Raw genomic sequence first — 22604 nt, forward strand, 5'->3', positions numbered from 1 at the left:
CCTCGGCAGCGGGCAGGGCGGAGTGGCGCGATGTGCGCACTGACGTACGCGCACCGCTCGCGCGCCCTCACCCCCCGCCGCCGTAGACGAAGACCTGCCGACCTCCCGGCCACGACCTGAGAGACCGTGACCGCCGGGCCAACGAGAGGAAAGCCTCCCGTGCCTGCCACCACCGCCCTCCGCCGCGCCTTCGCGGCCCTCGCCGCCCTCCCCCTGCTCACCCTCGCCGCCTGCGGATACGGCTCCCAGGCCGAGGACGACGGCAATGCCGAGGTCGCCGCCGGGGCGAAGAGGATCGACGGTCTCGACTCCGTGAAGATCGGCTACTTCGGCAACCTCACCCACGGCACCGCGCTCGTGGGCGTGCGGAAGGGCTTCTTCCAGAAGCAGCTCGGCGCCACCAGAGCCGAGTACGCCACCTTCAACGCCGGCCCCTCCGAGATCGAGGCCCTGAACTCCGGCTCCATCGACATCGGCTGGATCGGCCCGTCCCCGGCGATCAACGGCTACACCAAGTCGAACGGCACCAACCTGCGGATCATCGGCGGTTCGGCGTCCGGCGGCGTGAAGCTCGTCGTCGACCCGGACAAGATCGAGTCCCTCGAGGACGTCAAGGGCAAGAAGATCGCCACGCCGCAGCTCGGCAACACGCAGGACGTGGCGCTGCTCAACTGGATCGTCGAGCGGGGCTGGAAGGTCGACCCGCAGAGCGGCAAGGGCGACGTCACGGTCGTCCGCAGCGACAACAAGGTCACCCCGGACGCCTTCCGGGCCGGCTCCATCGACGGGGCCTGGGTGCCGGAGCCGACCGCGTCGAAGCTGGTCGCCGAGGGCGGCAAGGTGCTGCTGGACGAGTCCGCGCTGTGGCCCGACGGCGAGTTCGTGATCACGAACATCATCGTGCGGCAGGAGTTCCTCAAGGAGCACCCGAAGGCCGTCGAGGCCGTGCTGAGGGCGTCCGTCGAGACCAACCGGTGGATCAACGCCCACCCCGACGAGGCGAAGGCGGCGGCGAACAAGCAGCTGGAGAAGGACTCCGGCAAGGCCCTGCCGGCCGAGGTGCTGGACCCGGCGTGGAAGTCGATCCGGTTCACCGACGACCCGCTCGCCGCCACCCTCGACACCGAGGCGGAGCACGCGGTCAAGGCGGGTCTGCTGGAGAAGCCCGACCTCAAGGGCATCTACGACCTCACGATCCTGAACAAGGTCCTGAAGGCCGAGGGCGAGAGCACGGTCGACGACGCCGGTCTCGGCGCCGAGTGAGCAAGTCCCGCATCCGATGAGTCCCCAGGAGGTGACGACCATGGCCACGACCCTCGCCAAGGCCGACGACGGCACCGAGGCGGCCGCGCAGGCCGCCCGGATCGAGCACGTCTCGAAGTCGTTCGCGGGCCCCGCCGGGCAGCAGCTCGTGCTGGACGACATCAGCCTCGATGTCGCGCCCGGCGAGTTCGTCACCCTCCTGGGGGCCTCGGGCTGCGGCAAGTCGACGCTGCTGAACCTGGTGGCGGGCCTCGACCGGCCCACCGCCGGCGGCATCGTCACCGACGGCCGCCCGGCCCTGATGTTCCAGGAGCACGCCCTCTTCCCGTGGCTGACCGCGGGCAAGAACATCGAACTCGCCCTGAAGCTCAGGGGGGTGCCCAAGTCCGGGCGCCGCGAGCGGGCCGAGCAGCTGCTCGAACTGGTCCGGCTGAAGGGCGCGTACGGCAAGCGGGTGCACGAGCTGTCCGGCGGCATGCGCCAGCGTGTCGCCATGGCCCGCGCGCTCGCGCAGGAGAGCAGGCTGCTGCTGATGGACGAGCCGTTCGCGGCCCTGGACGCGATCACGCGGGACGTGCTGCACGACGAGCTGACCCGCATCTGGCGGGAGACGAACGTGTCCGTCCTGTTCGTCACGCACAACGTGCGCGAGGCGGTCCGCCTCGCGCAGCGCGTGGTACTGCTGTCCTCCCGGCCCGGGCGGATCGCACGCGAGTGGACCGTGGACATCCCGCATCCGCGGCGCATCGAGGACACCGCCGTGGCGGAACTGTCCGTCGAGATCACCGAAGAACTGCGGGGGGAGATCCGTCGCCATGGCCAGCACTGAGACGACCGCCACCGGGACGACCGCCAAGGACGGCAACGACCTGGCCGGCCTGGAGGCCGGACTGGACGCGCTGGACGCGGTGCAGATCCGGCGCAAGCCCTTCCGGCAGACCTTCACCGAGAAGATCCTGCCGCCCGTCCTCGCCGTCGCGCTGGTGCTGGTGGTGTGGCAGGCGCTGATCTCCTTCGGGGTCGTCGACGACCCGAGCAAGCTGCCCGCGCCCGCCGCCGTGTGGGACGTGGTCCGGCAGGCGTGGCTCCGGGGCGAGCTGCTCGACTACATCTGGACCAGCGTCTCCCGCGGCCTGCTCGGCTTCTGCTTCGCGCTGCTGATCGGCACCCCGCTGGGCCTGCTGGTGGCGCGCGTGAAGTTCGTCCGGGCGGCCATCGGCCCGATCCTGTCCGGCCTGCAGTCGCTGCCGTCGGTGGCGTGGGTGCCGCCGGCGGTGATCTGGCTGGGGCTGAACAACTCGATGATGTACGCGGTGATCCTGCTGGGCGCCGTCCCCTCCATCGCCAACGGCCTGGTGTCCGGCGTCGACCAGGTGCCGCCGCTGTTCCTGCGCGCGGGCCGCACCCTCGGCGCCACCGGGCTGAAGGGCACCTGGCACATCGTGCTGCCCGCCGCCCTGCCCGGCTACGTCGCCGGCCTGAAGCAGGGCTGGGCGTTCTCGTGGCGCTCCCTGATGGCCGCGGAGATCATCGCCTCCTTCCCCGACCTCGGCGTCGGCCTCGGCCAGCTGCTGGAGAACGGCCGCAACGCCAGCGACATGGCCATGGTGTTCGAGGCCATCCTGCTCATCCTGATCGTCGGCATCGCCATCGACCTGCTCATCTTCAGCCCGCTGGAGCGGTGGGTGCTGCGCAGCCGCGGTCTGCTGGTGAGGGGCTGAGGCACGTCATGCACCGTCCGGTCCTGCTCGTCGTCGCCCACGGCAGCCGCGATCCGCGGCACGCCGCGACCGTCCACGCCCTGGTGCGGCGGGTGCGGGCGCTGCGGCCGGACGTGCGCGTGGAGACCGGCTTCCTGGACTTCAACCTCCCCTCGGTGCAGGGGGTGCTGGAGTCCCTGGCGGAGGAGGCGCGGCGCGAAGCGCCGCACCGCGGCGGGGGCGGGCGGCGAAGGGGCGTCCGGGACGTGGTGGCCCTGCCGTTGCTGCTCACCCGCGCCTTCCACGCGAAGGCGGACATCCCGGCGGTCCTCGCGGACGCGCCGCCGCAGCTGCGGATCCGGCAGGCGGAGGTCCTCGGCCCGTCGCCGCTGCTGCTCGCCGCCCTGGAACGGCGGCTGTACGAGGCGGGGCTGAGCCCCGCCGACAAGTCCTCGACCGGGGTCGTGCTGGCCTCGGCGGGGTCCACCGACCCGGAGGCGATCGCAGTGATCGCTGACATCGCGCGGGAGTGGCGGCACACCGGTTGGTGCGCCGTGCGGCCTGCGTTCGCCTCCGCTTCCCTGCCGCGCACCGAGGACGCGGTGCGCGAGCTGCGGGCCCTGGGCTGTGCGCGGGTCGCCGTCGCCCCGTACGTCCTGGCCCCCGGCTTCCTGCCGGACCGCATCGCGCGCGGCGCGGCGGAGGCGGACGTCCTCGCCGGTGTCCTCGGCCCGGCCCCGGAGGTGGCGCGGGTCCTGCTGGAGCGCTACGACGCGGCGTGCCTGCCGGTGCCGGCGGCGCTCGGCGCCTGACGCCGCCGGCGGTCATTCCTCCCGGGCGTCGAACGGCGTCCCCTGGTGGACGTACGGCCGCCGGCCGTCCTGCGCGCGCCTCCACAGCGAACCGCGGTGGACGCGGCGCCCCTGGTGCTCGGTGCCGAGGGTGCGGCGGACCGGGTCCGGGGCGAGCCGGACGCCCCTCGTCCGGGAGACGGCCGGGGGCCGGGCGCCGGGCGCGGTGGCCGTCGCCGGCATGGCGGCGGCCGGGGCGCGGTCCCCGTGCCGTCCGGAGGCGCCGAACCCGTGGAAGCCGGGGTGCGGCGGCGCCGCGACCCGCTCCGGGGAGCGGCGGACCTCGGGTCCGAGCAGCGCCGGCTCGCCCCGGACGGCGGCCTCGACGGCGGGGTCCCGGTCAGCCACGGGTCAGCTCCACGAGCGCGGCGACGGTGTTCCAGTTGCGGGTGGTGGCGATCAGGCCCCTGTTCACGCGGGGCCTGGACAGCTGCTCGGCGAGCCGGGAGCGGCCGAGGCCGTGCGGCGCGTACAGGTACAGGGCGCGGTCGCCGAGCCGGAACTCCTCGGGGAGGTGGGCGGCCCGGTCGATCTGCGCGAACCGCCCGGCGTCGACGGGCGCGGAGAAGTAGGTGACGTGGAGCTGCTTCGCCTCCAGCTCGGCGGCCGGGAACGGGCACGCCTCGGCGACCGCCCGCAGATACGCGTGGTCGCGCACGATCACGTCCACCGCGAAACCGAACCGCTTCTCGATCGCCCGCGTCAGCTCGGCGGCCAGCGCCTCCTCCTCGCCGCGCCCGGCCGCGAACACGGCCTGCCCGCTCTGCAGGTGGGTGCGGACGGCGCGGAGGCCGAGCTCTTCCATGAGCGTGCGCAGGTCGGCCATCGGGACCTTCCGGCGGCCGCCCACGTTGGAGGGCAACCGGAACACGCCGGAAACGTGCCGTAGGCCGTCTGCGGTGGTGATCTGAAGCTCGCTGGCCCACCCACGGGTCACCCGTTCGTGGGTTCTTCTGATGATTCGCGGCGGGGTGCCTGGACGGCTTCTTCCCTGGTCATGTGCTTGTGATGTCTGTGATCGGCTCGGCTGCGTGTGCTCCGTACGGGTGAGCGGCCGGGATCCTGCGGCGCATGGCTTCGGTGGAACGTACCGCGTACCCGCGGTTCAAGCGCACGATCTCCTCTCGCGAGTTGCACGAGGCATTCACTCCCGGCACGGCCGAGGTGGCGTGGGCGCGGGGCAAGGCGCGCTCGCCGGAGCATCTGCTGGCGCTGGTGGTGCTGCTGAAGAGCTATCAGGAATTGGGCTACTTCCCGGACCTGGGCCAGGTGCCGGAGCTGGTGGTCGGGCATGTGCGCGGCCTGCTGGAGCAGGACGAGAGCGTTCAGCCGCGGCACGACTCGGTGCGTACGGCCGCGCGGCAGCGGGACTTCATCCGTGAACGGCTCGGCGTGATCTACGACATGGAAAAGGCCCGCCAGGTCGCCGCAGTGGCGATTCGGGAGGCCGTGCAGACCAAGGACAATCCGGCCGACCTGATCAACGTGGCGCTGGAGAAGCTGGTCAAGGCGAGGATGGAGCTGCCTGGATACAGCACGCTGGACGAGATGGCCTCGGCGATCAGGACCGAGGTGAACGAGGACTTCTTCGCAACGATCGTGTCGCGGATGGATGAGGTCGAGCAGGCCCGGCTGCTGGGACTGCTGCGGGTGCCCGCGGGCGGTCGCAGCAGCTTCGACGAGCTGAAGCGCCCGGTGAAGGCCCCGACGGTCTCCCATCTGCGCGAGCACCTTGCCCACCTGGACAGACTGGAAGGGCTGGGGGCAACGGCGACGTGGCTTCAGGAGGTGCCGCCGGGAAAGGTGGAGCACTTCGCCGGGCAGGCGAAGGTGCTGGACGCCGCCGAGATGTCCAAGGTCGGCGTGGTGAAGCGGTGTGCGCTACTGGCGAGCCTGCTGCACATGGCGAAGGTGCGGGCCCGGGACGAGCTGGTGACGATGCTGTGCAAGCGCATGGGGGCGATCACGAAGAAGGCGAAGGAGGATCTGGAGAAGATCCGTGAGCGGCACCGGGCGGAGTCCGAGCGGCTGATCGCGGTGCTGGGTGAGGTGCTGGAGGTGGCCAAGGAAGCGGTCGGCTTCGACGGTAAGTCGGTCACTATCCCCACCAGTGCCCGCAAGCAGAACGCGGTGCACGCCGAGTGCGGCAAGGCGGTGCTGGAGCGGCTGGAGAAGGCCGGCGGGCTGGCCAAGCTCTCGGAGGACCACGAGCTGGTCTCCGCCCACCACGGCGACAACTACGCGCCGCTGATGCGGCGGCACTTCCGTAGCCACCGCAAAGTGCTGTTCGACCTGACCGAGATCTTGTCGATGGTCGCCACCTCCACCGACGACTGTGTGCTCCAGGCGGTGGAGTTCTGCCAGGTCATGCGGCACCGCGGCAGCCAGTGGGTGCCGGTGACGTACACCGTCACCGAGGAGGACGGCACCGAAAAGATGAAGACGGTCTCGGCCGACTTCGCCTCGCAGATGTGGCAGCGCATCCTGTTCGACAAGCACAGGCCGGGGAAGATCAACCGGCGGCACTTCGAGGTGTGCACGCTCTTCTACCTCACCCAGGAGCTGCGGACCGGAGACGTGGCGGTCATCGGCTCGGAGTCGTACGCCAACCTGCACGACCAGTTGCTGTCCTGGCAGGCGTGCGAGCCGCTGGTCGCCGACTACTGCGAGCAGGCCGGGCTGCCCGCCACCGCCCCGGCGTTCACCGCGGCCTTGAAGCAGAAGCTCACCGCCACAGCCGCGAAGGTGGACGCCGGGTACCCGGACAACGCGGACCTGGCCATCGACGCCGCGTCGGGGAAGATCGTGCTCACCCCGCGCAAGGGCAAGGACCGCCGCAAGTCCGCGCAGGACCTGGAGGCGGAGATCCTGCGCCGACTGCCGGAGTGGAGCCTGCTCGATGTGCTCGCCCGCACCGCGTACTGGATCCAGTGGTGGCGGCACTTCGGCCCGGCCTCCGGAAGCGATCCGAAGATCCGCGACAAGCTCGCCCGCTACGTCCTGACGGTCTTCTGCTACGGGACGAACGCGGGGCCCGCGCAGGTCGCGCGGCACATGCGGCAGAAGGTCTCGGTGCACGAGCTGTCGCTGGCGGGCAACCAGCACATCACCGCGGAGAAGCTGAACGCCGCCTCGGCGGACGTGTTCGACATGTTCATCCAGCTCGACCTGGCGCACGTGTGGGGCGATGTCGGCAAGGCCGGGATCGACGGCTCCCAGTACGACACCTGGGAGAACAACATGCTGGCCGAGTCCCACATCCGGTATGGGGGATTTGGCGGCATCTCGATGAGACACGTGTCCGACACCTATATCGCGCTCTTCAGCCGCTTCATCCCGTGTGGCGTGTGGGAGGCGGTGTATCTGTTCGAGGGCCTGCTGAAGAACCAGTCCGAGGTGACCGTGGACATCGTCCACGGGGACACGCAAGGCCAGTCGCTGCCTGTCTTCGGGCTCGCGCACATGCTCGGCGTGGAGCTGCTGCCGCGCATCCGTGACTGGAAGGACCTGACCTTCTACCGGCCCAGCGCGACGGCGAAGTACCAGCACATCGACCCGCTGTTCGGCAATCCGGAGAAGGACGTCATCAACTGGCGGCTGATCGAGAACCACTGGCAGGACCTCATGCGCGTGGTGCTGTCGATCCGCGAGGGCCGGCTGTCCTCGGCCGCGTTGCTGCGCAGGCTGGGCAACGAGTCCAAGCGCAACCGCATCTACCAGGCGTACCGCGAACTCGGCCGGGTCATGAGGACGATCGTGCTCCTCAGGTTCTTGTCGGAACCCGAGCTGCGCGAATCGGTCCAGTCGATGACGAACAAGGTCGAGGCGTTCCACAAGTTCAGCAACTGGCTGATGTTCGCCTCCGACGTGCTCCAGGACAACGACCCGGACCACCAGGAGAAGACCATCAAGTTCAACGAGCTGCTGGCGAACTGCCTCATTTTTCATACCGCCGTGGACATCACGAGGGTGGCCAACGATCTCATCGACGAGGGGTGGGAGGTGGACCCGGTGGACCTGGCCACTGTCACCCCGTACATCACGAGCAAGACCCGCCGCTTCGGGGCCTGGCGCCTGGACATGGAGCCGCCCGAGAACGAGGCGGTAGGGCGGTTGCGGAGGGCCGCGTGAAGGCGGGCGCACGAAAAACCTGGGTTCCGTCCGACCGGGTCGGACGGAACCCAGGTTCGGGGGACGGTACGACGGAGCCTCGGTCAGGTGGGGTACGGCGTCAGGGACCGATGTGGGGGGCGCGCGCGGCGGACGAGCCGTCGCGGACGATCTCGCCCGTGAGGTTGCCGTTGGCTCCCGAGCCGAGGAACAGAACCAGCTTGGCGACGTCGTCCGCGTCGGAGAGTCGACGGGTGGGTGTGCCGGCGGCAAGCCGGTCGACGATCCTCTGAGGGATGGGCGGACGGCTGTCGGTCAGCGTGAAGCCGGGGGCCACCACGTTGACGAGGATTCCGTCGCGGCCGGCCTCCCAGGCGAGGCTGCGGGCGAGGCCGTGGAGGCCCGACTTGGCCGTTCCGTACGGCCCGGGGCCGGGCACGCCTTCCTCGGCGACGCCGGAGGAGATCAGCACGATCCGGCCCCAGCCGCGCGAGCGCATGCTCGGCAGGACCGCCCGGACCTGGGCGGCGCCGCCGATCAGGTTGGCGCCGATCATGGCCTGCCACTCGTCGAGCGAAACGTCCTCGAAGCGGATGCTCGGGTCCGGCGGACCGTCGCCGCCCCAGCGCACGGCGTTGGCGACGAGCACGTCGACCCCGCCCCAGGCTTCGATGACCGTGGCCACGGCCTCTTCGATGGTCGGCAGATCCTCCAGGTCGAGCCGGACAGCGAGGGCCTGCCCGCCAGCGGCCTCGATCTCGGAGGCGACCTTCTCGGCCTTCTCCGGATTGTTGCGGTAGGTGAGGGCGACGCGGGCGCCCTCCTGCCCGTAGGCGCGGGCGGTCGCGGCGCCGATACCGGTCGACGCGCCGGTGACCAGGACCACACGGTCCTTGAGTGCGGTGTCCATGGTGCGGGATGTCCTCTCTTGCGAAGAAGGGGAAGGGTTCTGTGACGGCAAGGCCGGGCCTCGCCCTACGGAACGGTTCAGCTCGCCCGGGCCTCGGCCGGTACGCCGGCGGCCAGCGCCTCGACCGCTTCCAGAGCGGTGGTCCGGGACGCCTCGTGGGCATCGCGGAACTGCTTCAGGAACGGCATGACCGGGGCATGGGTGAGCTCCGTGTGCACGAACTCCACGTCCTCCAGGCCGAGTGCCGAGAAGTAGGCGCGCAGGTAGGGCTCCTGGAAGTCGAACGGCTGCCGGGGAGTGCCGGGGCCGTAGGCGCCGCCGCGGGCACTGAGGATCACGGCGGACTTCCCCGCGAGCGGCAGCCACGGCAGGGTCACCCGGTCGATCCACGCCTTGAGGGCTGCGGGGATGGAGAAGTTGTACATGGGCGTCCCGATGAGCAGCACGTCGGCCGCGAGCAGCTGCGCGATGAAGGGGCGGGTCGCCGCCCACGCCCCGGCCAGTTCGGGTGCGGCGGCCGCCACCGCGTCCATGGCCGCGAGGTCCTTCACACCGTTCAGGGAGGATTGGGTGGCCAGCCTCACCCGGGCCTCGTCGATGGGCGCCACCGGCTCCGCCAGCAGATCCCGGTAGGTGTAGGTGCCTTCCGGATGGGCGGCCTCCCAGTGTTTGACGAACGCCGCGCCGAGCTCCCGCGAGAACGAGTCGCTCCGGGCGCTGGCATCCAGATGCAGCAGATGCGCCACAACATTCCCTCCCAGACAAGATGATCTGAAGTCGAGACCAGACTAATCCAAGATAGTTTTAAATCAAGACGATTTAGAACTATTGCTATTCTGCTGGCATGTCCCTCACCCCCACCGGCGACCGGGCGTCGGCCAGTCGGCTCCACAGCGATTTGCACTGGCTGTTCGCCCGGCTCAAGCAGGGCCTCGCCACGGCGGAAGCCTCGGTCGTGCGCGAGCACGGCATGACCCTGTGGGGCTACACGGTCCTGATGGCCGTCGTCGAAGCCCCCGCAAGGAGCCAGCTCTCCCTGGCCCAGGCCGTCTCGGTCGACAAGAGCAAACTCGTCCTGGTCCTCGACGAGCTGGAGACAGCCGGACTGGTCCGCCGCCGTCCGGACCCGGCCGACCGCAGGGCCCGCATTATCGAAGCGACCGAGGAGGGCCGACGCACCCTGGACGCCGCACGTGTGGACGTCGAGGCGATCGAGACCAGCCTGCTCGCCGACCTGGACGCCGACACCCAGGAGGGGCTGCGCGCCGCGCTGCGCCGGCTCGTCGGCGCGCCCGTGGCACGGATCGAGGACGGACAGCAGGCCGACAACGCCTGTACCGTGCCCGAGCCCTGACGGCTAGCCAGGATGACGCCGCAGTAAATGCCGGATTTACTGCGGCAGAGTCTCTACCGTGATCATTGCGACCTGCGGCGGGGCATTCCGGCCGCCGGGGCGAGGTGTACGCATTTACTGCGGCAGAGCCGGAGGGGCGGGGCGGGTATGGCGATCGAATCAGTGACCGAACTCGGGAGCGGGGGCGCGCTGCGTGTACCGCGCGCCCGGGTCGTGCCCCTGTCCGCCCCACCTTCGTCGTACACCGCGGCGGTCGAGCGATACCTCACCGGCGCGGGCATCGCGAAGTCCTCCGCACGGATCTACCGGATCTCGCTCACGACATGGGGGTGGATGCTCGCCGGCGAACCGGCGCCGACCGGACCAGCCCGCCGGGGCGCGAAACCGCCCGTCTTCCCCGTCACCGTGATCGACGACCCAGCCCTGCCCGAGGTGCTGGCCGAACTGGCGGCAGCGCGGGCAGACGAGATGGACGCCGACACCGTCAACCGGGAGCTGTCCATCGCACGCAAGGCGATCGGCTGGTGGCAGCGCCAAGGCTGGATCGGCGGCGACCCGACGATCGGCATCGAGCGGCGGCCAGCACCACCCGACCGCACCAAGGCCCTGGCCGAGAACCGGATCACCGCTCTGTGGCGCCTGGACGTCCCCCTGCGGGAGAAGACGTTTTGGAAGATGCTCTACGAGTCCGCCGCACGGGCCGACGAGGTGCTGCGCCTGAACGTCGAAGACCTGTACCCGCAGGACAAGCGCGGGAAGATCACTGCCAAGGGCGGGGTAACGGAGTGGATTCACTGGCAGTCCGGCACCGCCCAGCTCCTGCCCCGCCTCATCGCCCGCCGTACCCGCGGGCCGCTCTTCCTCACCGACCGCAAGGCCCCGGCCGGAACACCGACGCTCGACGTGTGCCCCGAGACAGGCCGGGCCCGGCTCTCCTACCGCCGCGCCGAAGAAATCTTCGAGGAGAACACCCGGCTGCTGGCCAATCCGCTCGCCCAGCCCGAAGACATCGAGAACCTGGACGGCTGGACACTCCACCGCTTACGCCACAGTGCGTTGACGCACGACGCGGAGAACGGCACGTCCACGCCAATGCTGCTGGCCCGCTCCCGTCACGCCTCCGTCCGGTCCCTGGAACGCTACGCTCGCCCCGGAGTCGACGCGGTCGCCCGGCACGTTGCTGAGCACGACCCTGCCGCTCGCCGTCGGGGTTGATCACAGCGGCCTACGGCACCTTTCCGGCGTATTCCGGTTGGCCTCCACGTTGATCCCGCGCAGCAGCGCCGCGTACATCGTCGTCATCCGCCCACCCTAGGGCGGGCGGCGGGCACGGCGGCAGGGGTGCGCGGCACTCCGGCCGGTGCGGCGGGGCCGGAGGCCGGTACGCACGTCCGTGGCGGGGCCGTGCGGCGAAGGACGCGATCCGGCACGGCGTGGTCGCCACGGCCGGCCCCGGTCCCCCGTGCCGGGGGGCGCGCGCCCACGGCGCCGGCCCCCCGTGGTCGTGCGGGGTCCGCCTATCCGGGAAGCTCGGCCTCGATGAGGTCGGCGGCCCGTCGCGTGCCGCCCTCCCGGGCCATCCCCGCCTGGACCTCCTTCAGCCGGCGGGCGACCTCCGGGTCGTCGACCAGGCGCAGCGCGGTCTCCCGCAGGGCGCCGGCGGTCGCCTCCTCCATGGAGAGCCGGCGGGCGACGCCGGCGCTCTGGAGCATGTCGGCGTTGCCGAACTGGTCCACGGCCTGCGGCACGGCGATCATCGGCGTCGCGGTGGCCAGCCCCTCCTGGCTGCCGCCCGCGCCGGCGTGGGTGACGAACAGGTCGGCCTGCCTCAGGATCGCCAGCTGCGGCACCCAGGAGTGCACCTCGACGTTCGCGGGCAGGTCCCCCAGCTCGGCGGGGTCGACGTGCCGGCCGATCTGCAGCACCGTGTGCCAGCCCGGCAGGCCGCCGAAGGCCTGGACGCACTCCCGGTAGAAGCCCGGCTGCTTGGTGAAGGCCGACCCCAGCGACACGAGCACGACCTTCTCGGCGCCGGCGGGCCGCTGCCAGTCCCCCTCGGCGACGCGGTCGCCCTGGCAGGCTCCCACGAAGGTGTACACGCTCTCGTCGACCCGGTCGGCGTGGGGCTGGAGCACCCTCGGGATCAGGACGAGGGAGCGGGCGGGACGGCCCACGAACGAGTCCGGGTGCTCGGTGATCCCGTTCTCCTCCAGCCACGCCCGGAACCGGGCGTAGTAGGCCCGCCCGCGCTCGGTCCGCTTCGGCTCCGCCCACATCGGCTCGGCGACCTCCTCCTCGTAGCCCTCCCAGGCGACGAGGTTGGGCGAGAGGGAGATCGCCGGCACCCCCCAGCGGTGGGCGAGGACCCGGGCGGGGTAGGAGGTGATGTCGTACAGGACGAGGTCCGGTTCGTCCCCCTCGTACGCCTCGATCAGCTGGGGCAGCGCCTGGATCGCGTCGTCGAGGAACGGCTCCACGTTGTCCAGGAGGGTGGTCCCCCACGCCTCCGGGTCGGCGTCGGGGCCGGGCAGCGTGGAGTGCCACAGCCTGGGTTCGGCGCCGGTCGCGGCGACCTTCTCGGCGAAGGCGGGCGGGATCGCGTACGTGACCCGGTGCCCGCGCGCGACGAGTTCGCGGATCACCTCCAGACTGGGGTTCACGTGGCCGTGGGCGGCGATGGAGAACATGGCGAGGTGAGCGGGACTGGTCATGGCAGCGACCATATGCGAGACGAGACGTCTCGTACAACTCATTTCTCATGAGGTCAGCACCTCGTGCAGCCGGAGCCACCGCTCGGGCGGCACCGCGCCGACGGGCACGCCCGGATCGAGGCGCGCGGCGCGGAACGCGGCGTCGACGCGCCGCTCGGGGTGGGCCCGGCTCAGGGAGGCGTGCAGCGAGCCGCCGACCCCCGAGAAGCCCAGCTCCACCAGGCGCCGCCAGCTGCGGCAGGCGTCGGCGTCGAGCAGCGGGGTGCGGCGGCGTTCGACGCGGAGGATCCCGGCGTCGACGCGCGGCACGGGCCGGAAACCGTACCGGCCGACCCGCCCGGCCAGCCGCCACTCGTGACGGGGCCAGGTGCGGATCGTCAGCAGGGTCCAGCTGCCGTAGTCGCCGGTGCGCCTGCGGGCGTACTCCAGTTGGGTGAGCAGGGTGGCGTCGGTCAGGGCCGGAGCCCTCAGGCACCAGTCGACGACGGCGGAGGTGCGGGAGAAGGGCACGTTCCCGGCGACGGAGAACGGTGTGCGCGGGGGCCGTGCGGCGAGGAAGTCCCCGGCCACGACGCGGACGTGGGGAGTGTCCGCGAAGCGGGCGCGCAGGACGGGGACGAGCCGGGGGTCGATCTCGTGGGCGACCAGTTCCCGGCAGCGGGGGGCGAGCGTCCGCGTCAACGCGCCCTTCCCCGCGCCGACCTCCAGCAGCAGGGGGACGGGGCGGGGGTGCGGAGCGGCGAGCCGGGCGAAGCGTTCGGCGGTGGCGCGGTCGGTGAGGAAGTTCTGCGAGAGCGCGCGCGAGACGCGCGTGGGGCGGGCCATGGCCTGCGGTCCTTGTCTTCCGTGAGGGGGGAGAAGGGCAGACGAGGGCCCTGACCGGAAGACGGGGGAAGAGCGAAACGGGAAGGCCGGCGGCCGCGGCGGATCAGCGGACGGGGCCTCCCGGACCGGTCAGGGCTCCGGGACCGCGGCGCATCCGGACGGAGTGCGTGCAGTCCCGGCCGTGACCGGAGAGGTAGATCGCGTCGATTCCCACGGACAGCACGGTAGGAGGGCCCGCGAGCGGCGGGCAACGGATTTTCCGCCGGGCGGTCGTGCGGGTCCTCGTCCGTCCTCCCCTCCCCTGAGACGGCCGGCGCGGAGACGGCCGGCGGGACCGAGAGCGCGGCGGCCGTGGCGCAGCCCCTCGCCGCGTGGCCGAACCACCCGTGGCGGAGGGCCTCCTCGCAGGCGGAGAGCATCGGCAGCCGGGTGCGCCCGCCGGGTCCGGCCGGTGCGGATGCGACACTGGCCGACGGACGGCGGGGGTCCGGCGGCGAGCGCCCCGCCGCCGGTCCCGGCACGGGCACGGGATCAGGCCGCGGCCGGACGCGGACCGGCCGGGCCGGGGTGGGCCCCGATCAGGACGGAACCGGAACCGGGCCGGGGCCGGATCGGTCCGGGCCCGGGCGAGGACGGACACGGGCGAGGACGGACACGGAGGCGGAGGACGTTGGACGAGGCCAAGGCACGGGACGTGGTGGCCGCGGCGGGCGTGCTGCCCGGCCCGGCGCGGGAGGCGCGGCTGCTCGCCCTGGGCGAGAACGCGGTGTTCGCCGCCGGTGACCTGGTCGTCAAGGTGGGCCGCGACGCCGGGCTCCTGGACCGGGCGCAACGCGAGCTGGACGTCGCGGTGTGGCTGGCCGGGGCGGGGGTGCCGGCGGTGCGGGCGGCCGAGCCGAAGGCGCTGCTGGTCGAGGGGCATCCGGTGACCGTGTGGCACCGGCTGCCGGATCCGGTGCGGCCCGCCGAGCCCCGGGACCTGGCCGGACTGCTGCGGCTCGTCCACGCACTGCCCTCCCCTCCCCTCACGCTGCCGCCCCGCGATCTGCTGGGGGGCGTGGAACGCTGGCTGCGGCTCGCGGGCGACGTGATCGACCCCGCGGACGCGGCGTATCTGCGCGAGCGCCGCGACGGTTTCGCGGCGGCCGCGGCCGGGCTGACGCCCCGGCTGACGCCCGGCCCGATCCACGGCGACGCGCTGCCCCGCAATGTGCACATCGGCCCCGACGGGCCGGTCCTGGTCGACCTGGAGACCTTCTCCGCCGACCTGCGCGAGCACGACCTGGTGGTCATGGCCCTGTCCCGGGACCGTTACGGGCTGCCCGCCGAGGCGTACGACTCCTTCACCGAGGCGTACGGCTGGGACGTGCGCGAGTGGGAGGGCTGCTCGGTCCTGCGCGGTGCCCGCGAGACGGCCAGCTGCGCCTGGGTGGCCCAGCACGCGCCGAGCAACCCCAGGGCGCTGGCCGAGTTCGAGCGCCGGGTGGCGTCGCTGCGGGACGGGGACGAGACGGTGCGCTGGTATCCGTTCTGAGCCGTCGGCGGCCCTGCTCAGACCCTGTCGCCCACGGGCTCCCGCACCGGCCACGTCCCGTCGACCACCGCGGTCGCGTCGCCCTTGCGGCGCAGGAAGGCCTGGAAGTCCGCCGCCCACTCGGCGTACCACTCGATCTGGCGGCGGTGCAGCTCCGCCGGGCCGAGGGCCGCGACCTCGGGGTGGCGGCCGGCTATCGCGCGGGCCAGCCGGGCCGCGGCGAGCGCGTCGGCCGCGGCGTCGTGGGCGGTGCCGAGCGCGACGCCGTACTCCGCGCAGACCGCTTCGAGGTTGCGCTTGCCGCGGCGGTAGCGGTCGACGGAGCGGTCGATGGTGTACGGGTCGATGACCGGGGCGGGGGCCGCGCCGCCCAGCCGGTCGCGCAGTGACGGCAGGGCGTGCCGCCGCAGCTCCGCGGAGAGCAGCGTGAGGTCGAAGGCGGCGTTGTAGGCGACGACCGGGACGCCCGACGTCCAGTACGCCACGAGCACGTCGGCGATCTCGTCCGCGACCCGGTCGGCGGGGCCGCCCTCGGCGGCCGCCCGCTCGGTGCTGATGCCGTGGACCGCCACCGCGTCCGCCGGGATCTCCACCCCGGGGTCGGCCAGCCACTCCCGGCGCCTCACCGGCTCCCCGTCCCTGACCTCGATCACGGCCCCCGTGACGATGCGCGCCTCGCGCGGATCCGTGCCGGTCGTCTCCAGGTCGAAGCCGATCAGCGGCTCCCGGTGCCAGCCCATCGGCGGCCCCCCTTCTCGGTGGTGCTTCCCCCCAGTGGCCTCCACCTTCCCATGGGCCACTGACAATCGGAGGACCGCGTTCCGCTTCTCCCTTCGCGGAGCCCGTCACCCGGGCGTTTCACGACACCGGCCGCGAGTCCGCCCACATCGACTCGAACTCCTCGCGGTAGGTGGGGAAGAGCCCGCCTTCGTCCACCTCGCCCGACTTGACCAGCCTGCTCCCGTTCCGCAGCACGAACACCGGCGCCTCCATCCCCCGCGTCCGGCGCAGGTAGGACTGCACGACGGCGACGCCGTCCGCGCCGTCGCCGTCGACGAGGTAGGCGGTGAAGCGGGGCGTCTCGTCGAACACCTGGATCTCGAAGGCGCCCGGGTCGCGCAGCCGGGCGCGCACCCGGCGCATGTGCAGGATGTTCGTCTCGACGGCGCGGCTCAGCTCCCCGCGTTTGATGCCCAGCTCGCGCTCGCGCCGCTTGACCGCGCTGGAGGCCGGGTTCAGGAACAGCAGCCGCACCCGGCAGCCGGACTCGGCGAGGCGGACCAGGCGCCGGCCGGAGAAGTTCTGCACGAGCAGGTTGAGGCCGATGCCGATGGCGTCCAGGCGGCGGGCCCCGCCGAAGATGTCCTCGGCGGGGAACTGACGCAGCAGCCGCACCCGGTCGGGGTGCACGGCGACCACGTCGGCGTACCGGTCGCCGACCAGGTCCTCGACCGCGTCGACCGGCAGCCGGCGCGCGGAGGGCACGTCGCCGCCCGCGCCGAGGATCTCCAGCAGCCGGGCCGAGGCCCGCTCGGCCTGGGCGAGGACGGCCTCGGACAGCGCCCGGTTGCGGGAGACCACGTTCCGGGTGACCTCCAGCTCGTCCAGGGCGAGTTCGACCTCCCGGCGCTCGTCGACGTAGGGCTCGAAGCAGGGCCAGTGCTGCACCATCAGCTCGCGCAGCTGCGGCAGCGTGAGGAAGCTGAGGACGTTGTCGTCGGCCGGGTCGAGCAGATAGCCCTTGCGGCGGCTGACCTCCCGTACGGCGACCGCCCGCTGCACCCACTCCTGGCCGGCGGGCCCGGCCGCCGCGACCACCCAGTCGTCGCCGTGGACGGGCTCGTACACCGGCCGCAGGACGGCGGCCACGACCGCGCGCAGCCGCTGTTCGACGAGGTTCAGCCAGATGTAGGCGCGGCCGGCCCGCTGGGCGCGGGTGCGCACCTCGCGCCAGGCGTCGGCGTCCCAGTCCAGCTCCGGTCCGATCGCGCCCGCGTCCATCGGCCGTGCCAGGGACACGGCACCGGGCGGGACGTCTGTGGAGTTCCCCTCGTGGCCGTCGTCACCAGGGGGCAGCTCCAGCCCTCCCGAGCCCACCCGCGCACCGCCTTCCGCTCCCCCGGGCATCCCCGTCCCAACGATCAAGGAAGGGTACTCCGGGAGCGGTCCGCGGTGCAGCCCGATGGACAGGTAGTTTCTCAACCTCCTTGATCTGCACGTCCGTTCGACACGACGAGCCCGGCCGGCGTGAGCGGATTCATAGCGGCCGCGTCCCGCGGGCGGAGCGGGAAACCCGGCCGGGGACCGGCGGGGCGGCCCCCGGCGGCCCCGCCGGCCGTGCGCCGCCGGCCCGCCCGGACGCCGGCGCACCGTCCCGCGCACGTCTTCCCCCGCTCCCCCACCGCTCCCGTCCGCCCCGGGGACGCCTCCGCCCCACCGGTTCGGCATACCCGTATGCACTGGCCGGCCGGTAAGGGGGAAGTAAGTCCTGGGTGGTCCCCTCACTTCCGGGGAGACTCGGGGCCAAGACGTCCCCACCCGCGTCGCACACCTGAAAGAGTCGCATCCATGCAGGTCTGGCCTGGAGAGGCATACCCACTCGGTGCCACGTACGACGGCGCCGGCACCAATTTCGCGGTCTTCACGGAGGCCGCGGACCGAGTAGAGCTGTGTCTGCTGCACGACGACGGCTCGGAGACGGCGATCGAGCTGAGGGAGAGCGACGCGTTCGTACGGCACGCGTACGTGCCGGGCGTGATGCCGGGGCAGCGGTACGGCTACCGCGTGCACGGCCCCTACGCCCCCGAACGCGGATTGCGCTGCAACTCCGCGAAGCTGCTGCTCGACCCGTACGCACGCGCGATCAGCGGCTCGATCCGCTGGGGCGAGGAGGTCTACGGCTACCACTTCGACGATCCCGACCGGCGCAACGACCTGGACTCGGCGCCGCACACGATGACCTCGGTCGTGGTCAACCCGTACTTCGACTGGGGCGACGACCGGAGCCCGCGCACCGACTACCACCACACGGTGATCTACGAGGCCCACGTCAAGGGCCTCACCATGCGGCACCCGGGGCTGCCCGAGGAGCTGCGCGGCACCTACGCGGCGCTCGCCCACCCCGCCATCATCGAGCACCTGACCAAGCTGGGGGTCACCGCGCTGGAGCTGATGCCGGTGCACCAGTTCGTCGACGACCACCGCCTGGCCGACATGGGCCTGAGCAACTACTGGGGCTACAACACGATCGGCTTCTTCGCCCCGCACAACGCCTACGCCTCCTGGGGCGACCGCGGCCAGCAGGTCCTGGAGTTCAAGTCGGCGGTGAAGGCGCTGCACGAGGCCGGGATCGAGGTGATCCTGGACGTGGTCTACAACCACACCGCCGAGGGCAACCACCTGGGCCCGACGCTGTCCTTCAAGGGCATCGACAACCCGCGCTACTACCGGCTCACGGACGACCCCCGCTACTACATGGACACGACCGGGACCGGGAACTCCCTGCTCATGCGGTCCCCGCACGTGCTCCAGCTGATCATGGACTCGCTGCGGTACTGGGTCACCGAGATGCACGTCGACGGCTTCCGCTTCGACCTCGCGGCGACCCTGGCGCGGCAGTTCCACGAGGTGGACCGGCTCTCGGCCTTCTTCGACCTGGTGCAGCAGGACCCGGTGATCTCCCAGGTGAAGCTGATCGCCGAGCCCTGGGACGTGGGCGAGGGCGGCTACCAGGTGGGCAACTTCCCGCCGCTGTGGACCGAGTGGAACGGGAAGTACCGGGACACCGTGCGGGACCTGTGGCGGGGCGAGCCGCGCACCCTGGCGGAGTTCGCGTCCCGGCTGACGGGCTCCTCCGACCTGTACCAGGACGACGGGCGCCGCCCGCTGGCCTCGATCAACTTCGTGACCTGCCACGACGGCTTCACGCTGCACGACCTGGTGGCGTACAACGACAAGCACAACGAGGACAACGGCGAGGACAACCGGGACGGCGAGAGCCACAACCGGTCCTGGAACTGCGGGGTCGAGGGCGAGACCGACGACCCGGCGGTGCTGGAGCTGCGGGCGCGGCAGATGCGGAACTTCATCGCCACGCTGCTGCTGTCCCAGGGCGTGCCGATGATCAGCCACGGCGACGAGTTCGCCCGCACGCAGAAGGGCAACAACAACGCCTACTGCCAGGACAACGAGCTGTCGTGGGTGCGATGGCCCGAGGAGGAGGGGGAGGGGGCGGACGCCGGGCTGCTGGAGTTCACCCGCGCGATGGTGTGGCTGCGCAGGGACCATCCGGTCTTCCGCCGGCGGCGCTTCTTCCACGGGCGGCCCGTGGAGGGCACCCACGACGACCTGTCGGACATCGCCTGGTTCACCCCCGAGGGCAGGGAGATGACCCAGCAGGACTGGACCTCGGCGCAGGCGTCGGCGCTGACCGTGTTCCTCAACGGCAACGCGATCTCGGAGCCGGGACCGCGCGGGGAGCGCATCGTCGACGACTCGTTCCTGCTGATGTTCAACCCCTCGCCGGAGCCGCTGGAGTTCGTGGTGCCGGTCGACCACGGCCGCCAGTGGCAGGTAATCGTGGACACCTCCCACCCGGACCAGGTGCCGCCGGGCACGGGGGCGAAGGTGCAGGCCGGGGACCGGCTGACCCTGGTGGACCGGAGCCTGACGGTGCTGCAGCGGCCCGTCTAGCGGGCGTCACACGGATGGCGGCGTACCCGCCCCGGGCCGAAGGCGCGATGACACGAAAGGCCGCGGGGCGGGTACGTACGTTGTCATGACACCTGAGCGACCCGATCCTGCGGTGCCCACGGCCACGTACCGGTTGCAGCTGCAGCCCGACTTCCCCTTCGAGGCCGCCGCGGCGGCCGTGCCCTACCTGGCGTCGCTCGGCGTCTCGCACCTGCACCTGTCCCCCGTGCTGGAGGCGGTGCCGGGCTCGCCGCACGGGTACGACGTCGTGGACCACGCGCGCGTGCGCGGGGAGCTGGGCGGCGAGGAGGGGCTGCGGGCGCTGGCGCGCACCGCGCGGGAGCACGGGCTCGGCCTGGTGGTGGACATCGTGCCCAACCACATGGCGATGTCCCCGCGCCACAACCGCGCCCTGTGGGAGGTGCTGCGGGAGGGTCCGAAGTCGCCGTACGCGCGGTGGTTCGACATCGACTGGGAGGCGCAGGGCGGCCGGGTGCTGCTGCCGGTGCTCGGCGGGCCGCTGGGCGAGGTGATCGGCGAGCTGCGGGTCGACGGCGACGTGCTGCGCTACTACGACCACGCGTTCCCGCTGCGGGAGGGCACCGAGGACCTGCCGCTGCCGCAGCTGCTGGACGCCCAGTGGTACCGCCCCGTGTGGTGGCGGCTGGCCCGCACCGAGCTGAACTACCGGCGCTTCTTCAGCATCTCGGAGCTCATCGGGGTGCGCGTGGAGGACCCGGAGGTGTTCGAGGCCACGCACGCCACGGTCCTGCGGCTGCTGCACGAAGGGGTGATCGACGGGCTGCGGGTCGACCACCCCGACGGGCTCGCCGACCCGGACGGCTACCTCCGGCGGCTGCACGAGGCGACGGGGGGCCGCTGGACGGTCGTGGAGAAGATCCTCTCGGACGGGGAGCGCCTGCCGGCCTCCTGGCCCGTCGCGGGCACCACCGGCTACGACGCCCTGCGGCACGTCGACGGACTGTTCACGGACCCGGCGGGCCTGACGGAACTGATCGGGCACTACCGGCGGTTCGCGGCCCCGCAGGCGGACCGGGGCGGCGACTGGGCGGCGACGGCGCGGCGGGCCGCGTACCAGGTGCTCACGCACGAGCTGGCCACCGAGTGCGACCGGCTCACCCGGGTGGCGCACCGCCTGTGCGCCGCCTCGCCCGATCCCCGCCTGCGCGACCGCGCGCCCTGGGCGCTGCGCACCGCGCTGCAGGAGCTGCTGGTCCGGCTGGAGGTCTACCGGCCGTACGCGTCGGTCGACGCGGCGTCCGTGGTCACCGAGGAGGCCGCCGCGGAGGCCCGGCTCGCCTTCGCGGTGCCCGAGGAGGCCGGGGCGGTCGACGTCGTACGCGACCTGGTGCTGGGCCGGGCCGGGGACGGACCGGACCACGTGGAGCTGCGGACGCGGTTCGCGCAGACGGCGTCGGCGCTGCGCGCGAAGTCCGTGGAGGACACGGCGTTCTACCGCTACGTGCCGCTGCTGTCGGCGACCGAGGTGGGCGGGAACCCGGGGTCCCCGGCCGTCTCCCCGGAGGAGTTCCACGCCTACTGCGCGCGCCTGCAGCGGGACTGGCCGGTGACCGGGACGGTCGTCTCCACGCACGACACCAAGCGCAGCGCCGACGTGCGCGCGGCGCTGGCCGTGCTCACCGAGTGCCCGCGGGACTGGGCGGACGTCCTGGCCGAGGCGGCCCGCGGCGAACGCGACGCAGCGGACGCGCCGGACGCGCCGGACGCGCCGGACGCGCAGCTGGCGTGGGCGGCCTGGCAGACGGTGTTCGGGCTCGGCCCGGCGGACCGGGAACGCGTGCAGCAGGCCCTGCTGAAGCACGTGCGCGAGGCGGGGACGCACACCAGCTGGACCGAGCAGCAGCCGGCGTACGAGGAGGCGGTGGCGCGGTTCGTGGCGGCGGGGCCGTGCGGGGCGCCGGGCGAGCGGGTGGCGGCCTTCCGCACCGCGCTGGAGCCGCACCTGAGGGCCAACGTGCTCGGCACGGCCCTGGTGCACCTGACGATGCCGGGCGTGCCGGACCTCTACCAGGGCACGGAGGGCGAGTACCGGGCGCTGGTGGACCCCGACAACCGGCGGCCCGTGCGCTTCCCGCCCGCGGACGATCCCGGGGACAAGGGCGCGGTGACGCGGGCGGCGCTGGGGCTGCGCGCGCGGCGGCCGGACGTCTTCGGCGCCGCGGCGTCGTACGCGCCGCTGACCGCCGAGGGGCCGGCGGCGGCGCACTGCGTGGCGTTCGTCCGCTCGGGCGAGGCGCTCACGGCCGTGACGCGGCTGTCGCTGCGGCTGGCGCGCGCGGGCGGCTGGCAGGACACGCGTCTGCCCCTGCCGCCGGGCCGGTGGGCCGACGCGCTGGCGCCGGAGCGCGAGTTCACCGGGCACGTGCGTCTGGCGGAGCTCTTCGAGCGGCTGCCGGTGGCGCTGCTGGAGCGGGTGGGGACGGCGGACTGACCGGCCCGCCGGGCGGACCGGTCCGCGAGACCGGCCGCGCGAGGCCTGGCCGCGTGCGGCCGGCCGGTCGGCGGACGCCCCGGCGGCGCCGGCCGCCGGCGGACGCGCGAGGCCGGACCGCCGGCGGCCGTCCTGGTCCCGGCCGGGCGCGGGCCGCGCCGCTCACCGCCGGCGCGGCCCG

The 22604-nt window shown here is 72.5% G+C and carries 17 protein-coding genes and 1 pseudogene; 10 read left to right on the forward strand and 8 right to left on the reverse strand.

Translation table 11 applies throughout. The annotated features are described in order from the left end of the window. Positions 1-159 precede the first annotated feature (159 nt). Genes ACIBAI_RS19290 through ACIBAI_RS19305 form a run of 4 tightly spaced genes read left to right on the forward strand, consistent with a single transcriptional unit; the run spans position 160 to position 3775 of the window. Positions 160-1263: an aliphatic sulfonate ABC transporter substrate-binding protein gene (locus ACIBAI_RS19290; protein ID WP_399035746.1), complete on the forward strand. Its 1104-nt coding sequence runs from the start codon at positions 160-162 to the stop codon at positions 1261-1263. A gap of 40 nt (positions 1264-1303) precedes the next feature. Then, positions 1304-2092: an ABC transporter ATP-binding protein gene (locus ACIBAI_RS19295; protein ID WP_399035747.1), complete on the forward strand. Its 789-nt coding sequence runs from the start codon at positions 1304-1306 to the stop codon at positions 2090-2092. Beyond that, on the forward strand, positions 2079-2984 hold the full coding sequence (locus ACIBAI_RS19300; protein WP_399035749.1) for an ABC transporter permease: 906 nt from the start codon (positions 2079-2081) through the stop codon (positions 2982-2984). The genes ACIBAI_RS19295 and ACIBAI_RS19300 overlap by 14 nt, the downstream gene beginning before the upstream one ends. 8 nt (positions 2985-2992) lie before the next feature. Next, positions 2993-3775 (forward strand): sirohydrochlorin chelatase, encoded by a 783-nt coding sequence (locus ACIBAI_RS19305; RefSeq protein ID WP_399035750.1) that lies wholly within the window; start codon positions 2993-2995, stop codon positions 3773-3775. Between the two features lie 12 nt (positions 3776-3787). On the opposite strand, the gene ACIBAI_RS19310 is transcribed toward ACIBAI_RS19305, so the two are convergent. Together ACIBAI_RS19310 and ACIBAI_RS19315 are read right to left on the reverse strand one after the other, a co-directional pair. Then, complete coding sequence (locus ACIBAI_RS19310; protein ID WP_399035752.1) at positions 3788-4162, reverse strand: DUF4440 domain-containing protein; 375 nt, start codon at positions 4160-4162, stop codon at positions 3788-3790. Beyond that, on the reverse strand, positions 4155-4685 hold the full coding sequence (locus ACIBAI_RS19315; protein ID WP_399035753.1) for a DUF1697 domain-containing protein: 531 nt from the start codon (positions 4683-4685) through the stop codon (positions 4155-4157). Before ACIBAI_RS19315 ends, ACIBAI_RS19310 begins: the two co-directional genes overlap by 8 nt. A gap of 200 nt (positions 4686-4885) precedes the next feature. On the opposite strand from ACIBAI_RS19315, the gene ACIBAI_RS19320 reads away from it, so the two are divergent. Continuing rightward, positions 4886-7945, forward strand: coding sequence for a Tn3 family transposase (locus ACIBAI_RS19320; protein WP_399035755.1), 3060 nt, complete (start codon positions 4886-4888; stop codon positions 7943-7945). 100 nt (positions 7946-8045) lie between these two features. On the opposite strand, the gene ACIBAI_RS19325 is transcribed toward ACIBAI_RS19320, so the two are convergent. Then, positions 8046-8834, reverse strand: coding sequence for an SDR family NAD(P)-dependent oxidoreductase (locus tag ACIBAI_RS19325; RefSeq protein WP_399035757.1), 789 nt, complete (start codon positions 8832-8834; stop codon positions 8046-8048). A gap of 77 nt (positions 8835-8911) precedes the next feature. Then, positions 8912-9580: an FMN-dependent NADH-azoreductase gene (locus tag ACIBAI_RS19330; RefSeq protein ID WP_399035758.1), complete on the reverse strand. Its 669-nt coding sequence runs from the start codon at positions 9578-9580 to the stop codon at positions 8912-8914. Positions 9581-9678: 98 nt separating this feature from the next. Here ACIBAI_RS19330 and ACIBAI_RS19335 point away from each other — a divergent pair, with 98 nt between their 5' ends. Together ACIBAI_RS19335 and ACIBAI_RS19340 are read left to right on the forward strand one after the other, a co-directional pair. Continuing rightward, positions 9679-10188 carry a MarR family winged helix-turn-helix transcriptional regulator gene (locus tag ACIBAI_RS19335; RefSeq protein ID WP_399035760.1) on the forward strand — a complete coding sequence of 170 codons (510 nt, stop codon included), beginning with the start codon at positions 9679-9681 and terminating at the stop codon, positions 10186-10188. A 147-nt stretch (positions 10189-10335) separates the two neighbouring features. Then, positions 10336-11403 carry a tyrosine-type recombinase/integrase gene (locus ACIBAI_RS19340; RefSeq protein WP_399035762.1) on the forward strand — a complete coding sequence of 356 codons (1068 nt, stop codon included), beginning with the start codon at positions 10336-10338 and terminating at the stop codon, positions 11401-11403. Between the two features lie 302 nt (positions 11404-11705). On the opposite strand, the pseudogene mgt reads toward ACIBAI_RS19340, so the two are convergent. Further along, positions 11706-12948: pseudogene (gene mgt, locus ACIBAI_RS19345) on the reverse strand (macrolide-inactivating glycosyltransferase). Further along, entirely contained in the window at positions 12945-13724 is a 780-nt protein-coding gene (erm, locus tag ACIBAI_RS19350; protein ID WP_399035763.1) for an ErmE/ErmH/ErmO/ErmR family 23S rRNA (adenine(2058)-N(6))-methyltransferase, read from the reverse strand. Before erm ends, mgt begins: the two are co-directional and overlap by 4 nt. A gap of 670 nt (positions 13725-14394) precedes the next feature. Between erm and ACIBAI_RS19355 the strand changes: the two genes are divergently transcribed. Beyond that, complete coding sequence (locus ACIBAI_RS19355; RefSeq protein ID WP_344600224.1) at positions 14395-15258, forward strand: aminoglycoside phosphotransferase family protein; 864 nt, start codon at positions 14395-14397, stop codon at positions 15256-15258. A gap of 17 nt (positions 15259-15275) precedes the next feature. Here ACIBAI_RS19355 and ACIBAI_RS19360 read toward each other — a convergent pair whose 3' ends face one another. After that, complete coding sequence (locus tag ACIBAI_RS19360; RefSeq protein ID WP_399035765.1) at positions 15276-15998, reverse strand: 3'-5' exonuclease; 723 nt, start codon at positions 15996-15998, stop codon at positions 15276-15278. 118 nt (positions 15999-16116) lie between these two features. After that, positions 16117-17385 carry an SAV2148 family HEPN domain-containing protein gene (locus ACIBAI_RS19365; RefSeq protein ID WP_344600226.1) on the reverse strand — a complete coding sequence of 423 codons (1269 nt, stop codon included), beginning with the start codon at positions 17383-17385 and terminating at the stop codon, positions 16117-16119. A 441-nt stretch (positions 17386-17826) separates the two neighbouring features. Between ACIBAI_RS19365 and glgX the strand changes: the two genes are divergently transcribed. Both glgX and treY read left to right on the forward strand, forming a co-directional pair. After that, positions 17827-19950 carry a glycogen debranching protein GlgX gene (gene glgX / locus ACIBAI_RS19370; protein WP_399035766.1) on the forward strand — a complete coding sequence of 708 codons (2124 nt, stop codon included), beginning with the start codon at positions 17827-17829 and terminating at the stop codon, positions 19948-19950. 85 nt (positions 19951-20035) lie between these two features. Further along, positions 20036-22423: a malto-oligosyltrehalose synthase gene (gene treY, locus ACIBAI_RS19375; protein WP_399035768.1), complete on the forward strand. Its 2388-nt coding sequence runs from the start codon at positions 20036-20038 to the stop codon at positions 22421-22423. The last annotated feature ends 181 nt before the right edge of the window (positions 22424-22604 follow it).

The sequence above is a fragment of the Streptomyces sp. NPDC051041 genome, from assembly GCF_044456065.1.
Taxonomy (GTDB): Bacteria; Actinomycetota; Actinomycetes; order Streptomycetales; family Streptomycetaceae; genus Streptomyces; species Streptomyces glaucus.